This window comes from Acinetobacter sp. CIP A162, assembly GCF_000367905.1.
Classification (GTDB): domain Bacteria; phylum Pseudomonadota; class Gammaproteobacteria; order Pseudomonadales; family Moraxellaceae; genus Acinetobacter; species Acinetobacter lwoffii.
Genome location: NZ_KB849159.1, coordinates 709,743 through 724,823 on the forward strand (window position 1 = coordinate 709,743; position 15,081 = coordinate 724,823).

Annotated in this window: 13 protein-coding genes and 1 pseudogene; 10 read left to right on the forward strand and 4 right to left on the reverse strand. The window is 45.3% G+C overall.

Annotated elements, in window-relative coordinates:
• Position 1: 1 nt before the first annotated feature.
• From F995_RS09795 to F995_RS09840, 10 genes and pseudogenes are all read left to right on the forward strand, one after another.
• Positions 2-541: a KdsC family phosphatase gene (locus F995_RS09795; protein WP_004279958.1), complete on the forward strand. Its 540-nt coding sequence runs from the start codon at positions 2-4 to the stop codon at positions 539-541.
• Between the two features lie 33 nt (positions 542-574).
• The gene (gene lptC / locus F995_RS09800; RefSeq protein ID WP_004646678.1) at positions 575-1,123 is read left to right on the forward strand and encodes an LPS export ABC transporter periplasmic protein LptC; all 549 of its coding nucleotides are present in this window, start codon (positions 575-577) and stop codon (positions 1,121-1,123) included.
• Complete coding sequence (gene lptA, locus F995_RS09805) at positions 1,107-1,673, forward strand: lipopolysaccharide transport periplasmic protein LptA (RefSeq protein ID WP_004646679.1); 567 nt, start codon at positions 1,107-1,109, stop codon at positions 1,671-1,673. The genes lptC and lptA overlap by 17 nt, the downstream gene beginning before the upstream one ends.
• Positions 1,673-2,416 carry an LPS export ABC transporter ATP-binding protein gene (gene lptB, locus F995_RS09810; RefSeq protein ID WP_004646680.1) on the forward strand — a complete coding sequence of 248 codons (744 nt, stop codon included), beginning with the start codon at positions 1,673-1,675 and terminating at the stop codon, positions 2,414-2,416. Before lptA ends, lptB begins: the two co-directional genes overlap by 1 nt.
• A 219-nt stretch (positions 2,417-2,635) precedes the next feature.
• Positions 2,636-4,101: pseudogene (locus F995_RS09815) on the forward strand (TolC family outer membrane protein).
• A complete protein-coding gene (locus tag F995_RS09820; protein ID WP_004646682.1) occupies positions 4,098-6,239 on the forward strand; it encodes a type I secretion system permease/ATPase in 2,142 nt (713 codons plus the stop codon). Before F995_RS09815 ends, F995_RS09820 begins: the two are co-directional and overlap by 4 nt.
• Positions 6,236-7,423: a beta-barrel domain-containing protein gene (locus tag F995_RS09825; RefSeq protein WP_004646683.1), complete on the forward strand. Its 1,188-nt coding sequence runs from the start codon at positions 6,236-6,238 to the stop codon at positions 7,421-7,423. Before F995_RS09820 ends, F995_RS09825 begins: the two co-directional genes overlap by 4 nt.
• 119 nt (positions 7,424-7,542) lie before the next feature.
• Positions 7,543-8,142, forward strand: a complete 600-nt coding sequence (locus F995_RS09830; protein ID WP_004646684.1) for an IMPACT family protein — start codon at positions 7,543-7,545, stop codon at positions 8,140-8,142.
• Positions 8,135-8,752 (forward strand): DapH/DapD/GlmU-related protein, encoded by a 618-nt coding sequence (locus tag F995_RS09835; protein WP_004279945.1) that lies wholly within the window; start codon positions 8,135-8,137, stop codon positions 8,750-8,752. Before F995_RS09830 ends, F995_RS09835 begins: the two co-directional genes overlap by 8 nt.
• Before the next feature lie 193 nt (positions 8,753-8,945).
• Positions 8,946-9,788, forward strand: coding sequence for a universal stress protein (locus tag F995_RS09840; RefSeq protein WP_004279943.1), 843 nt, complete (start codon positions 8,946-8,948; stop codon positions 9,786-9,788).
• A 168-nt stretch (positions 9,789-9,956) separates the two neighbouring features.
• On the opposite strand, the gene F995_RS09845 is transcribed toward F995_RS09840, so the two are convergent.
• The 4 genes from F995_RS09845 to mutS all read right to left on the reverse strand — a co-directional run bounded on the left by F995_RS09845 (position 9,957) and on the right by mutS (position 14,773).
• A complete protein-coding gene (locus F995_RS09845) occupies positions 9,957-10,622 on the reverse strand; it encodes an O-methyltransferase (RefSeq protein ID WP_004646686.1) in 666 nt (221 codons plus the stop codon).
• Positions 10,623-10,754: 132 nt separating this feature from the next.
• Complete coding sequence (locus F995_RS09850) at positions 10,755-11,474, reverse strand: D-Ala-D-Ala carboxypeptidase family metallohydrolase (protein ID WP_004279938.1); 720 nt, start codon at positions 11,472-11,474, stop codon at positions 10,755-10,757.
• A gap of 137 nt (positions 11,475-11,611) precedes the next feature.
• The gene (gene fdxA, locus F995_RS09855; protein ID WP_004279936.1) at positions 11,612-11,935 is read right to left on the reverse strand and encodes a ferredoxin FdxA; all 324 of its coding nucleotides are present in this window, start codon (positions 11,933-11,935) and stop codon (positions 11,612-11,614) included.
• Positions 11,936-12,139: 204 nt separating this feature from the next.
• Positions 12,140-14,773 (reverse strand): DNA mismatch repair protein MutS, encoded by a 2,634-nt coding sequence (gene mutS / locus F995_RS09860; RefSeq protein WP_004646687.1) that lies wholly within the window; start codon positions 14,771-14,773, stop codon positions 12,140-12,142.
• Positions 14,774-15,081 lie beyond the last annotated feature (308 nt).

Consider the following 15,081-nt stretch of genomic DNA (forward strand, 5'->3'; position numbering starts at 1 on the left):
AATGGCATCTTATGTATTATTAGAGCAGGCACGTCATATTGCAGCACTGGTGCTTGATGTAGATGGTATTTTAAGTGATGGCTTTGTAACGCTGACCAATACTGGCGATGAGATCAAATCCTTTGATATTCGTGATGGTCTGGGCATGAAACTGGTTCAGCAAGCAGGGATCAAGGTGATTATTATCACCGGACGTAAAAGCAATATTGTAGAAAAGCGTATGTCGGATCTGGGTGTTGATCTGGTCTATCAGGGCCGTGAAGATAAAGGTACAGCACTTCGTGAAGCCTGTGCGCAGCTCAACATTGATCCTGAAGATTGCCTGTATATGGGCGATGACTGGCCTGATCTGTCTGCGTTCGCCATTGCCGGCATGAAAGTGACCGTACCTAATGGTCATGTCGAAGTTCGCCGCCGTGCCGATCTCGTGACTCAGGCACAGGGTGGACGTGGTGCGGTGCGTGAAATCTGCGATATGTTGTTAATGTCCAAAGGCATGTACCAAGAGTTACTTGAAAAATATACTCGTGCGCCTTATTAATAAGTCATATCTTTTGGATTAAGTACACCGCTTATGGATACTAAAGTTTTATATATTACGGCTGTGATTATTGCCGCAATAAGTGGTGGTTATTACTATTACAGCGGCAAGGGCAACAAGCTGCAGGCAGACTCTGCGCGCAGCATGACCTATTCCGCTCAAAATATTAACTTAACCCAGACGGATGAAGCAGGCCAGGTGTCGGTTCGTGCCCAAGTGGACCGACTCGAGCAGAACCTGCAGCTAGAAACCTCAAAGCTGGAAAATCTGCGAGCATCGACCTATGACAATGGTAAAGTCGATGCGACTTTCTTTGCCAAAATGGCGCATGGTTATGATGACAATACAAAAGTTGTACTCTCTCAAGAAGTGCTCGCCACCAAAATCATGCAAAATGGAAAAATGCAGTTTCGTACTGAAGAACTGACTGCTTTTCCGAAAACACGTGAAATTGAAACAGACAAGACAGTGATTGTGGAATCTCCACAGGCTGAATTCGTCAGCCAGGGTCTTAAAGCCAATCTTAATGATGGTCAATACGAATTCTTTAATATTCGAGGAAAGTATGAACCAAACTCCTAAAGCCAAAATGATGCACACTTTCCTGAAGCGTATGACGCTGGCGACTGTGGTTGGACTCGGTTCAATCGCTGCTTTTGCACTGCCATCTGACCGTAACCAGCCAATCACTTTGCTGGCTGACCGGGCGACTTTCAATGAGCGGACGGGTGTGACGACGTATTCGGGCAACGTTATCATTGAACAGGGCACCATGAAGCTGCAAGCCAATTCGATTGTGGCCAATCTGAACAATAAGCGTCAGATCAGCCTGATTACAGCGACAGGCAGCCCGGCACAGTTCCAGCAAAAAGTGGATCCGGCCAAAGGTCTTGCCAAAGGTCAGGCGCAGAAAATTGTCTACAATGCTGAAACCGGGATTATTACCTTGTCAGGTAATGCCTTCCTGCAACAGGACGGTGCCAGTATTCGTGGTGCGACTTTAAAATACAGCATGAACAAAGGCGATATCGAAGCTACCGGAACACCAAATAAAACCGGTTCATCGTCTGGCCGTGTACAAATCGTGATTCCACCCTCTAGTTCAACATCCTTCCCGGGAGCGCGTGATTAATGGAGCAATCGCAGCAGGTTCAAACCTTAACCATTAAGCATCTGGCGAAAAACTATAATAAACGCTGGGTAGTGAAAGATGTGTCGTTCAGCATGGAAAGTGGCCAGATTGTTGGGTTGCTGGGACCAAATGGCGCCGGTAAAACCACCAGTTTCTATATGGTGGTCGGTCTGGTGCGGATGGATAAGGGGGAAATCTATCTCGATGATCTAGATCTTTCCGACCTCGCAATGCATGAACGGGCACGTAAGGGAATTGGTTATTTGCCGCAGGAAGCTTCGATTTTCCGAAAACTGACAATTTCCGAAAATATTATGGCGATTCTGGAAACCCGTAAAGATATGACCAAAGCACAACGTCAGCAACGTCTGGCGGAGCTATTGGCAGACTTTAAAATCACTCATATTAAAGATTCTTTGGGCATGAGTGTATCCGGTGGGGAGCGACGTCGTGCCGAGATTGCGCGTGCACTTGCTGCGGACCCAAAATTTATGCTACTCGATGAGCCTTTTGCTGGTGTCGATCCGATTTCGGTTGGAGATATTAAGGATATTATTACGACCTTGAAAAATCGCGGAATTGGTGTACTGATTACCGATCATAACGTGCGTGAAACGCTGGCGATTTGTGAGCATGCTTATATTGTTAGTGAAGGCGCATTGCTTGCTGAAGGTACACCAGAAGAAATCCTGGCGAATGAGACCGTAAGAAAAGTTTATCTGGGTGATGATTTCACTGTTTAAATAATCCTGCTTTATATAAAATCCTGCATCAGACGCCAGTTGTCGGATGCAGGGTTTTTTTTGATCAAATCAAAGTGAAAAAGATTTCTTTTAAAGGGGTTTGATATATTGTTAGACTAAAACAAGAAACATTACATAATTATGCGATTTAGGGAAGAACACTTTAAAAAAAATCAGGGGAAAACAGATCAAAAAAGAAAGAGATTGATACTTCTTCTTTTGCCTTTATCTGTATCTTTGGTGCATGCAGAAAGCTCACCCCATTATTTTGCCAATCTCAAAAATGGCTTGGGTCAGCTGATTGCACCCAAACCACACGATCCGCGCATACCATTGATATCACGTCGCTGGGTCATTATGCATTAGATACATCAAAAGAAGCTGAGCTGCCACAGATTACTCGTTCACAGTCAGGACAGCCAACTTTAAATCCTACGATCACAGCTGGTATTCCACAAAAAATGAATCTGGTGGGAGCCGTACACCGCGCAGTGCAGCGACGTCCTGAAATCACCCAGAGTATTTCGACATTATCTGCGCAGGCAGCGAATATTGATGTAGCGAGAGCGGGTTATTATCCGCAGGTGTCCGGTGGTATCGGGACAGGGGATCTCACTTCCGGTGAACGTGGACGACAAATCGTTTCTTTGAATGCCACCCAGATGCTGTATGACTTTGGCAAAATTAAAACCAATATCAGTGTGGAAGAAGCCCGCTTGGCAGAAGAACAGGCAAGAGTGCTGGTTAGTTTGGATCAGATTGCATTTGAAGTAGCAGATGCAATAGTGAATATCAAACGTTATCAGCAAATCACCCAGATTGCCCAACAGCAGATTCAGGGCATTGGACGGATTGCAGAAATTGCCAATTTGCGTGCCCGCGCCGGAATCAGCAGTCAGGCCGACCCGATTCAGGCCCAGTCCAATCTGGAAGCAGCGCAATCGAATCTGATTGTACAGCAGACCCAGCTCAGACAATATCAACAACGCTTGCGTACCTTGCTAGGATTTGATGTATCCACTGTTGAATGGGATATTCCTGATCGTATTGTGGCACAGGCCGATCTTTATCAGGATCCGGAATTTACCCAGATTCCGAACATGATTCTGGCCCATGCCGGGGTCAATATTGCCCGTTTGCAAAAAGATCAGGCGCGGCTAAGCCCTTATCCGACCATTAGTGTTAAAGGTAGTCTAAGTCAGGCGATGAATGGACGGAATCCAAATAATAATGAAGATGATGGCTTTTATAATTCAGTCATGATTGAAGCCAGCAGTAATTTGTATCAGGGTGGTGCAACGCGTTCACAGACCCGTGCCGCAAGCTATGCCGAAGAAGCTGCACGCGCACAGGTCAATACGGTCTATCTGGATGTGCAGGATCAGGTGCGCTTGATCCGCGAGCAGATTGAAAATAAACAAAAACAAATGGGGGGTTTATCCCAGCGCCGCGCAACCACGGTACGCACCAAAGAGCTGTATCAAGAACAATATAAATTGGGTACCCGAACCGTAGTGGATTTGCTGAATGCAGAGCAAGTCATTCATAGTACCGCGCAGGAAATTGAATCGGCACGCTATGACATTTACTCGGCGATCGTACAGTACATTCAGGTCACGGGCCGTACACGGGATATTTACGCGCTTAACAGCATTTCTATTCAGGGGTTTGAAGTTCAGCCATGAGTACTACAATAATAAATTATCAACCTTGGCTTCAGGCAGTTTTAAATATTGCCCGGCATTACCGGATCGAGCCTTCTGAGGAGCGGATACGCCTGCAACTGGACTGGAACCAGCATCATGACATCGATGACATGCTCAAGATAGTCAGTCGTCAGATGGGTTTAAATGTCCGTAAAAATAAATTTGAGCGCAGCCTGCTGAATCCATGGTGTTTACCTTTACTGGTTGAATTCGGTAGTGGTGATGTGGGGGTGATCGAACGCATCGACACGCAAGGCAATGTCAGCATTCAGCTCAGTGGTGATGAAGGTTTATCTCAAAGCTTTACAGTTGAACAATTAGATACTGGCGTAAAGCATCTTTATGTACTGCGTCCTGAATCTTCAGTTCCAGATGCGCGGGTGGATGAGTATATCAAACCCTTTGAGAAAAACTGGTTCTGGTCAATTGTCCTGAATGACTGGAAGCGTTATATCGATGTGATGTTTGCGTCTTTAATTGCCAATATTTTGGCATTGGCCACGATAGTCTTCTCGATGAATGTCTATGACCGTGTCATTCCATCGCAGTCTATTCCGACGTTATGGGTGTTGGCTGGTGGGGTGCTGATCGCCGCGATTTTCGAGTTTGTTTTACGTGTCTCGCGGATCTATCTGTCAGATATTATTGGTAAACGCGCGGATTTAAAAATTTCTGACCGGGTATTTGGTCATTCATTACGGATTAAAAACAGCGAACGTTCCAAATCAACAGGAACCTTTATTTCACAAATTCGCGAGCTGGAAGGCGTCCGCGAACTGGTGACTTCAACCACAGTTACGGCCATTGCCGATCTGCCATTTTTCTTCCTGTTCTTAGGGATATTCTGGGTCATTGGGGGAAATCTGTTCTGGGTTATGCTGCTGGTGGTACCACTCATGATTCTCCCGGGAATTCTGGCACAGAAAAAACTGGCACAGCTGGCCCAGTTGGGGATGCGTGAATCTGCCATTCGCAATGCCTTGCTGGTAGAAGCCGTACAAGGTATTGAAGACATCAAGCTGTTAAGAGCTGAAACACGTTTCCAGAATCATTGGAATCATATGAATGAAGTGTCAGCCGATGTCAGCATGCAGCAACGTAAAATTGTCGGCTTGATGACCGCCTGGACCCAAAAAATTCAGGGACTGACCTTTGCAATTGTAGTCTTGGTCGGGGCTTTTGCGGTGATGGAGGGTGACATGACCACAGGCGCACTGGTGGCCTGTTCGATTCTATCTTCACGCATGCTGGCACCAATTTCAAAAATTACGGGCGTACTGGGTCGCTTGCAGCAGGCCAAAGTAGCGAAATCCGGTCTGGATGAATTGATGAAAAAACCGGTGGATCAGCCGGACTATTCGCACCTGATTCATCGTCCGGCACTGGATGGGCATTATGAGCTCAACGGTGTGGTGTTTAAATATGGCGATGATGATCCGAAACCGAGTTTGATGATTCCCAAGCTGGAAATCAAGCCCGGGGAGAAAATTGCGATTCTGGGCCGTAATGGTGCAGGAAAGTCGACCTTGTTGCAGCTCTTGTCTGGGATGCAGACACCGCTACAGGGCAAGGTCAAGCTGGATGGTATTGATCTGACCCTGATTGATCCGTCAGATGTACGTCGTGATATGGGCTTGCTGAATCAGAACTCACAGTTATTTTATGGTTCAATTCGTGAAAACCTGACTTTGGGTGCACCCTTGGCCACCGATCAGCAAATTCTGGAAGCCTTACAGATTACCGGTGCACTGGGATTTGTACAGGAGAAAAAAGAAGGGCTGGATCATATCATTTTGGAAGGCGGTGCCGGCTTTTCTGGTGGGCAGCGTCAAGCCTTGTTATTGGCGCGGCTATTGATCCGTCAACCAAAAATTTTACTGCTGGATGAACCGACTGCCGCCATTGATGATGTATCAGAAAAGCAGTTGATTGATTATCTTAAAGGCTATTTAACCCATCGTACGATGATCGTTGCAACTCATCGCCGTGCGGTATTGGAACTAGTGGATCGTATTCTGGTGGTCAATGATGGCAGGATTCTGATGGATGGACCAAGGGATCAGATCCTGAATCAGTCGCAAGGTGGTAATAAGCGGGTTGTGGGAGCAAGTGCATGAGTGAACTACAACAACTAAAACGTTCCAGCAAGGTCAGCTTTCAGGAACCACCCTTACCCAAATCAAGTGTCATCATCTGGATTATTGGCATTGGCCTATTGGTATTGCTGAGCTGGGCATGGTTATTCAAATTGGAAGAAGTGTCTACCGGGACCGGGAAAATAATTCCATCATCCAAAGAGCAGGTGATTCAGTCTCTGGATGGCGATATTCTGACCACACTCAACGTCAAAGAAGGTGAAATTGTCGAGCGTGGGCAAGTATTGGCCCAGCTTGATCCAACCCGCTTTGAATCCAATGTCGGTGAATCAGAATCCTTGCTGGTTTCATCACGTGCCACTTCAGCCCGTTTACGTGCGGAAGTCACCGGCGCACCGTTGGTCTTTCCTGAAGAAGTGTTGAAATACCCCAAATTGGTTAAAGAAGAAACGGCCCTGTATCAGTCGCGTCGAGCCAATTTGCAAGAATCTGTTGCAGGCCTGGAACAGGCTTTGTTACTGGTGCAGCAAGAACTGGAAATGACCGCGCCATTGGTCGCCAAAGGGGCAGCCAGTGAGGTTGAAGTGTTGCGTCTAAAACGTGAAGCCAATGACCTGCGTAATCAGATGAATGATATCCGTAATCAATATTATGTGAATGCGCGGGAAGAATTGTCCAAAGCCAATACTGATGTAGAAACCCAGCAACAGGTGGTACGTGGCAAGTCGGATACTTTGAGCCGAACTGTTTTTAAATCACCGGTTCGCGGTGTCGTCAAAGAGATTGATGTGATGACGCTGGGCGGCGTGATTCCACAAAATGGCAAGTTGATGACCATCGTGCCACTGGATGAAAAATTACTGGTTGAAGCACGAATCTCGCCGCGTGATATTGCCTTTATTCGCCCTGATCAGGAAGCATTGGTTAAAATTACAGCTTATGATTATTCGATCTATGGTGGGTTGAATGGTAAAGTTGCGATGATTTCACCGGATACCTTGCGTGATGAAGTCAAGCAGGATCAATTTTATTATCGGGTGTATATCCGTACCGATAGCGACAAGCTCAGCAATAATGCCGGGCAGGAGTTCAATATTACTCCAGGGATGGTGGCCACCGTGGATATTCGTACTGGTTCAAAAACCGTGATGGATTATCTGATCAAGCCATTTAATAAAGCCAAAGAAGCCTTGCGTGAACGGTAATATTTGCCAAGCAATTGAGTAAAACAATCGATCAAAATCAGGCCTCTCCGTGGAGAGGCTTTTTATTTGTCTGTGCAAAGCGGGTATACTGCAGCAGTGAGAGTTTAAAGCCTGAAGTTATGCCATTTACCATTGCCAGCCTGGTCAGTTTTGAGGAAGACATCAAAAAAAGCCGCTTTCAGGCCTTTGCCACCCCTGTTGAGAATGAGCAGGACGTCAAAGATTTTCTGGAAACTTATCGTGATCCAAGCACCACGCATCAATGCTGGGCCTGGAAAATTGGCCATCAGGTACGCTTTAATGATGATGGTGAACCTTCAGGCACAGCGGGACGCCCGATTCTGGCGACCATTGAAGGCAATGAGCTGACCAATGTGCTGGTACTGGTCAATCGCTGGTATGGCGGGATCAAGCTGGGAACAGGGGGCTTGGTACGTGCCTATGGCGGTTGCGCTGGACAATGTTTGTTGTTGGCAGAAAAAATTGAACTGATTGAAAAGAAGAAGGTGCAATTTTCCTGTCAATTCAATGAATGGGCCATCTTTCAATATGAATTGAATCAGCAGCAAATCGATTATCAGGAAGAATATACAGCCGAAGGGGTGCAGATCAGCGCCTTATTTCAGTTACATCAAATTCAACCTTTTGCCTTAAAAATTCAAGATGTGACCCGCGGCCGTGAACAGCTCAAAATCATAGAAGAAGCGACAGATGACTGACGTAGATCCATTACTGAAATATCGTGAGCAGCATAAACATCGCCTGAATTACATGCCTTGGCTGTACTGGTCTTTAAAGCCAAAAAATCGCGGTTGGGCAGAAGCGTGGCAAAAGGACTATCAGGCTTACTTGATGGAAATGGAAACCGTCGAGATTGGTGAAAACTGTTTTATTTCACCTCTTGCACATATTTTCGCGGAGCCGGGACGCAAAATCATTATTGGTGATAATAGCTTTATTGCTGCAGATTGCACCTTACATGGCCCCCTAGAGATCGGTAATGAAGTGGCGATCAATCATCACTGTATTCTGGATGGTGGCCGGGTGGGGATTAAACTGCATGATCAGGTGCGCATCGCCGCTTATTGTCATCTTTATGCCTTTGATCATGGCATGGATTTGGAGCAGCCGATTTATCAGCAGCCAGTACGTTCGCAAGGCATCGAGATTGGTCGGGATGTGTGGCTCGGTGCGCATGTCGGTATCAAGGACGGAATTAAAATCGCAGATCAGGCCGTGGTGGGAATGAACAGTATGGTGACCAAGGATGTCGAGAAGCGTGCGATTGTCGCCGGTAATCCGGCCCAATTCATTCGCTATCGTGAATAAGCTTTTGGAAGTCAAGTGCTTGATGCAACAGCCTGACTCAGCAGATGGTTCGATATATTGATCTATATTTGTTCACATAAAAGTTAACATATTTCAAGTCAAGCCTTACAGATTTCGCTGCACATTTTTGAATGCTTATGCTAAGTTAAAAATAACTAAGAAATTTTTATCATAAATAGAAGAGAGGCTAAACATGAAACGTGTCATCGCCTGCATCGACTCATCACCATGTATAAACGCGCTGGCTGACGCGGCGGCATGGATTGCCAAACAGACTGGCCGTGAACTGGTCCTGTTACAGGTTTTGGATTATTACCCGGCCAGTTATCATCTGGGGGAAATCAGTGGGGTTATTGGCTTTGAAAGCAATGCCATGTTACTCAAAGAGTTGGCTGAGCTTGAACAAAAACAAAGTGAAATTGCGCTGGATTATAGCAATAACCTGCTGCAACACATTTCCGAGCGGATTCTGGCAGAACATGGTATTCAAACCACACATATTCAGGAAAAAGGTGATTTTCTGGAACAAAGCTTCCAGATCCTGCAGCCTGATGATATCGCAGTAATTGGATTACTCGGTGAACGCTCCGCTGAAAAAAACAAACCGATCGGCACCAATGTCGAAAATTTTATTCGTGGGGCCAATTGTACCGTGATGACTGTCGGAGAACAGTTTAAGCCGCCGACACGATTTATTTTCGCCTATGAATATTCACCGACCTGTATCAAGATGATGAAACGGATTGCGGAAAGTGATCTGCTGCGCTTATTGCAATGTCATCTGTTATATATCGGTGATCATGCTGAAATTCTAAATGAACCTTTGCAATATTTAAATCAGGCCGGTTTAGATGTGGTGCCACAATACCGCTATGGCGATGTCGCAGAAAATATTTTGACCTATCAACAGGAACTCGGGATTCAACTGATCGTGTTGGGTGCATTTAGTCACAGTAAAATTCACCAGTTCTTTTTGGGCAGTATTGCGACCACGATTTTCCGGAATTCCAAAGTACCTTTACTGGTTGCGAAGTAAGGATTGCATAAAATAGCCAAGCGCGAAGTCTAATCGTAAATTGTTACAGCTTGATTTAAAAATGACCAGAGTTATCCTCATATATTGTGGATAACTCTGTGGTTAATATTTATAAGTTAATGTTATTTATAATAAATATGTCATTGGGTGATTTTTGTTCTTCTTGTTTTATTTCACAATCGCGAGTGCAAAACCATCATGTCCTTTGCTGCCAACCGTTTGTAAAGCAGTGCATGACAAGATACGTGGATGATTTTGAAGCGCTTTAAACATGTCACGAATGCCTTCAATACTTGGTTTATTATTGTCCGGATTAATGATCTCGCCAGCACGAATCACATTGTCTAGAAAAATAAGCGTACCTGAGTGGGACAGGTTTAAACTGAGTTCCAGATATTCCGGATAACTCTGTTTGTCTGCATCAATAAAGATGAAATCGAAAGCTTCCGTATCTTCAGGCAGGGCTTTAAGCACATCTGCTGCACGGCCGCATTTCAGTTCGACGGTCTGTTTAAGCTGCGCGCGATCAATATTTTCCTGACCCATCGCTGCATGGGTATCACGTCCTTCAATGGTCAGGATATAGCCATCATCCGGCAAAGCACGTGCCAGCCACATGGTGCTATATGCTGCAAATGTGCCGAGTTCCAGTATACGTTTACATTGGTTCATCTGGATTAGCATCTGCAACAACATGCCTTGGTTCGGTGCCACAGCCAGATGATCAGGAAAACCGTGCGCTGCGGTATTCTCAAGAGTTTGATTCAGAATAGGGTCTTCAGGAATTAAATGTGAATCAATATAGTGATCAATGTCTGTCCACATTTGTTGCATAGTCTTAGCACCTCGATTGCGATGCGTGCATTTTAAACTTTTCGCGGCAGAGCGCAATTTATTGTTCTATAGGTGATGATTTTTTAGGCTCTACAAAGTCCTGCATGAACTTTGTAGAGTGGTTGTCATGACTTAGTAATTACACATCGAGGAATTACGGCCTAAACTCGGTCCCCACGTACGATAACCTTGGGTATCGATGTGGATTTGACCTGAAGCATACATGCCAAGTCCCATATTCAGACTTTGACCATGCTGTACCCAGAACTGACACAATTTGAACTTGGTATTTTCAATATAGCTATAATCTTGTGCCTGCGGATATTCAGGCCCAATTCGGAAATCGATCGCAGAGTTATACAGATGGCGTGAAGAATTGGCACCACCGGCACACTGGTTTAAAGGTAGGTCACGATAGACTGATGTGACTTCAAAATCAGTCAGTACATTGGCTGCAACCAGATATTTAAAAACTTTTAAAGTTGGGATCTGATTGGCCCATAATTCACGGCTTGGAATCATGTATTGGGAACGGCCACACTTGGCCCAATCACGTGCAGTACGCATCAATTCGAAACTTGGAATGATATTGCCAACCCCATGACGTTCCAGAAAAACCTCATATTCACGCACGCGTGACAAATTATCCAGTGCCGATACCCAGTGGGTATACACATAAGGCACAGTTTTTGGGTGGGCTTTACGATCGTATTGAACACGTTCTTGTGGAATGTAAATCCGTTTTCCAGCAGGTGTGGTGGCCTGTCCAGGTTGTTTTGTGGTCGTGGTACAGCCCACAAAAACAAGAGGAATTATACAAAGACTCAATAATCCCTTTAACAAGTTCTTCATTTATAGAAATCAGATATTTACAAAATAGCGCTATTTTAGACTAAATATAGGGAGAAATTTGGAGAATATTGCAATGAAATGTGTGCGTTGAGTATAAAAAAGATCAGCATTTGCTGATCTTTTAAAGTTTAAACTAATTACTTTTCAAGGTATTGTAATTTGTCTGCTTTGCCATTCCATTCTTCACGGTCTGCTGGCTGGTCACCAATTTGTGTGATATTTGGCCATTTTTGTGACAGGTCAGCATTCAGTTCAATAAAGACTTCTTGACCCTCTGGTAATTCGTCTTCAGAGAAAATTGCATTTGCCGGGCATTCAGGTTCGCATAACGCACAGTCGATACATTCGTCCGGGTTAATCACAAGGAAGTTAGGACCTTCATAGAAACAGTCTACAGGGCAAACTTCAACACAGTCTTGATATTTACATTTAATACAATTTTCAGTGACAACGAAGGTCATGGCGACAGCTACCTAAAAAATATGGTTCTAATTACGAATGCTGTATTTTAGGCAAAAACAGGGGGAACTAACAATTCCTTTTATTGATATTTGTTATATATAGGGCTGTTAAATTTGAAAAAAGGTCGCATACCGATGAATTACAGCATTCATCGGTATGTTCAGGACATCGACCCTATGCCAGATGAGGTCTAGGACCGAGAATTAACTTGACTGTTTGATCAGGTCTTTGAGCGCATATAACTGCTGCAAGGCTTCACGCGGAGTTAAACTATCTACATCAATATCTTCGAGTAAGTCCAGTGCAGGCGATTCTTTCTCAATTTCGATGATACGTTCTATAGGCTCCATAACTTCAGGCATTGCAAACAGATCATGCTGCGGGCTCAGTGGCTTGGCCTGATGCTGTTTTTCCAGAATCTTTAAGCGGTTTTGCGCTTCTTTAATCACTGCAGCTGGAATGCCTGCCAGTTTGGCAACCTGCAAGCCATGACTCTGACTGGCCGGGCCATGTTGTACTTTATGCAATAAAATCAGATTGCCATTCAGCTCTTTGGCCGTGACATGGTAGTTGTTAATGCCACTTTCCTTATCCAGTTCAGTCAGTTCGAAATAATGCGTGGCGAATAAACACAAACATTGAATGCGTTTCGTTAGATCTAGCACACAGGCCCAAGCCAGCGACAAGCCATCATAGGTACTGGTTCCACGGCCAACTTCATCCATCAGTACCAAAGAATGACTGGTGGCATGATGCAGGATTTGCGAGGTTTCGGTCATTTCCACCATAAAAGTCGATTTGCCTGTCGATAAATCATCGGCAGAGCCAATACGGGTGAAGACACGATCTACAGGGCCTAGGGTTGCAGCTTGCGCTGGAACATAAGCGCCACAATAAGCCAAGAGTACGATCAATGCAGTCTGGCGCATAAATGTAGATTTACCACCCATATTCGGGCCGGTAATGATGGCCATCCGATGGGAAAAATCCAGTCGCATATCGTTCGGAGTAAAGGCCGATTTACTGAGGGCTTCTACCACCGGATGCCGACCAGCAGTGATACTTACACCAACTTCAGGACTGAATTTTGGACGCGACCAGTTGCGTAAACGCGCCTGATGGGCAAAATTCGCAATCAGATCAATCTGGGCTATGGCGCTGCTCATCATCTGTAAATTGCCGATATCCTGACGCAGTTCATCCAGCAGCATTTCAAACAGCATTTTCTCACGGGCCAAAGCACGCGATTCGCTAGATAAGACTTTGTCTTCAAATGCTTTTAGTTCAGGGGTGATGTAGCGTTCGGCATTTTTCAGGGTTTGCCGGCGAATATAATGCTCGGGTGCTTGTTCGGCCTGTGCGCGGGTCAGTTCAATATAATAGCCACTGACGCGGTTGTAGCCAATTTTCAGTCCCGGAATTCCGCTTTGTTCACGCTCTTTAATTTCCAGATCAATCAGGAACTGGCTGGCATGATCACGAATCTGACGCAATTCATCCAGTTCACTGTCAAAACCTTCGGCAATGACATTACCATCACGAAGCAGGACGGGCGGGTTTTGCACAATGGCGGACATCAGACGTTGATGCAGACCATGGAAGTCGCCTAGCTCTTCATTGAGTTGTACTAAAAGTTTGGACTGTTGCTGACTGACAATCGGTTGCAGGGCATGGCGTAAAAATGGAATTTGCGCACAGGCCTGACGCAGTTGTACCAGATCACGTGGACGGGCACTGCCAAGCGCAATACGGCTCAGCACACGTTCAATATCGCTAATCTCTTTTAGAACCAGACGTACAGGCACTTCGTGGAAACCTTGAAGTAATGCTTGAATGGCATCCAGGCGCTCATCCAGCAGTGCAGTATCGCGTAAAGGTTGCATCAGGGTGCGACTAAGCAGGCGTCCACCCATAGCAGTCTGGCAATCATTGATTAGCTGAAATAAGGACGTCCCATGTTCAAATAAAGGCTCAATCAGCTCCAGATTGCGGCGTGTCACCGGATCCAAAGCAATAAAATCTGAACTTTGTTCTAGCTGAATCGTGCGGATATGCGGTAACGCAGTTTTCTGGGTTTCTTTTGCATAGTGAATCAGTGCCGCAGCCGCTGCTTTAGCCAAAGGTAAATGATCAATGCCGAAACCTGAAAGCGTGCTGACAGCAAACTGGTCGCATAAGGTTTTTTGCGCATTGTTCAGGTTGAAGTCGACATCGGGACGTTTGGTGACCGAGATATCCAGTTGCTGTTTGAGTTGTTCGGTCAATGTTGGATCAGTGATACTTTCATCCAGCAGAATTTCGCTTGGCATCAAACGCGCCAGTTCAATCATGAGCTGGTTAAGATCATAATCCTGCTGCTGGACTTTAAATAGGCCGGCGCTGAGATCGAGAAGTGCAATGCCAATCTGATTCTGTTGAATACACAAAGCCACCAGATTCGAGCTTTGATGTGCACCGAGCATGGCATCATCGGTCAGGGTGCCCGGCGTAATAATCCGAACTACACCACGCTCAACCGGTCCTTTGCCAGTGACTTCACCGATCTGCTCGCAGATCACCACGGTTTCGCCTTTTTTGACCAGACGTGCCAGATAACCTTCGGCTGCATGATAAGGCACGCCCGCCATAGGAATTGGCTGACCATTGGCTTTACCACGATGGGTCAGGGTAATGCCTAAAATCTTGGCTGCCTTGTGTGCATCTTCAAAGAACAGTTCATAAAAATCACCCATACGATAAAACATCAAAGAATGCGGATGCTGCATTTTCACCGACATGTATTGCTGCATCATGGGCGTTAAGGTAGAAAGATCAGCCATAATTTCTGAACTGGTCATTAAAAATAAATCCTTTCAACAAGAGATAAATGCAAATACTGCTCAATAGGCTATGCAGGAAAATTTAAAGCACATTTTCAATCAGGCCAATCCAACATGGTTGAGCACAGGAGATCGAAAATGTGAAATGAATCTGCTGATTCAATTCAGCTTTAAAGCTGTATTGCAGCAAGTCTATCAAATTTAATTTTTAGAAAGAAATGAAATTCCAGATGAATCTTTAAGTCAGCGCTCAGATCTGTCGCTATGGCTTCTTATTCAGCATTATTTGCAATTTTAAAAAATAAACCACCGGATGCGAACATGCG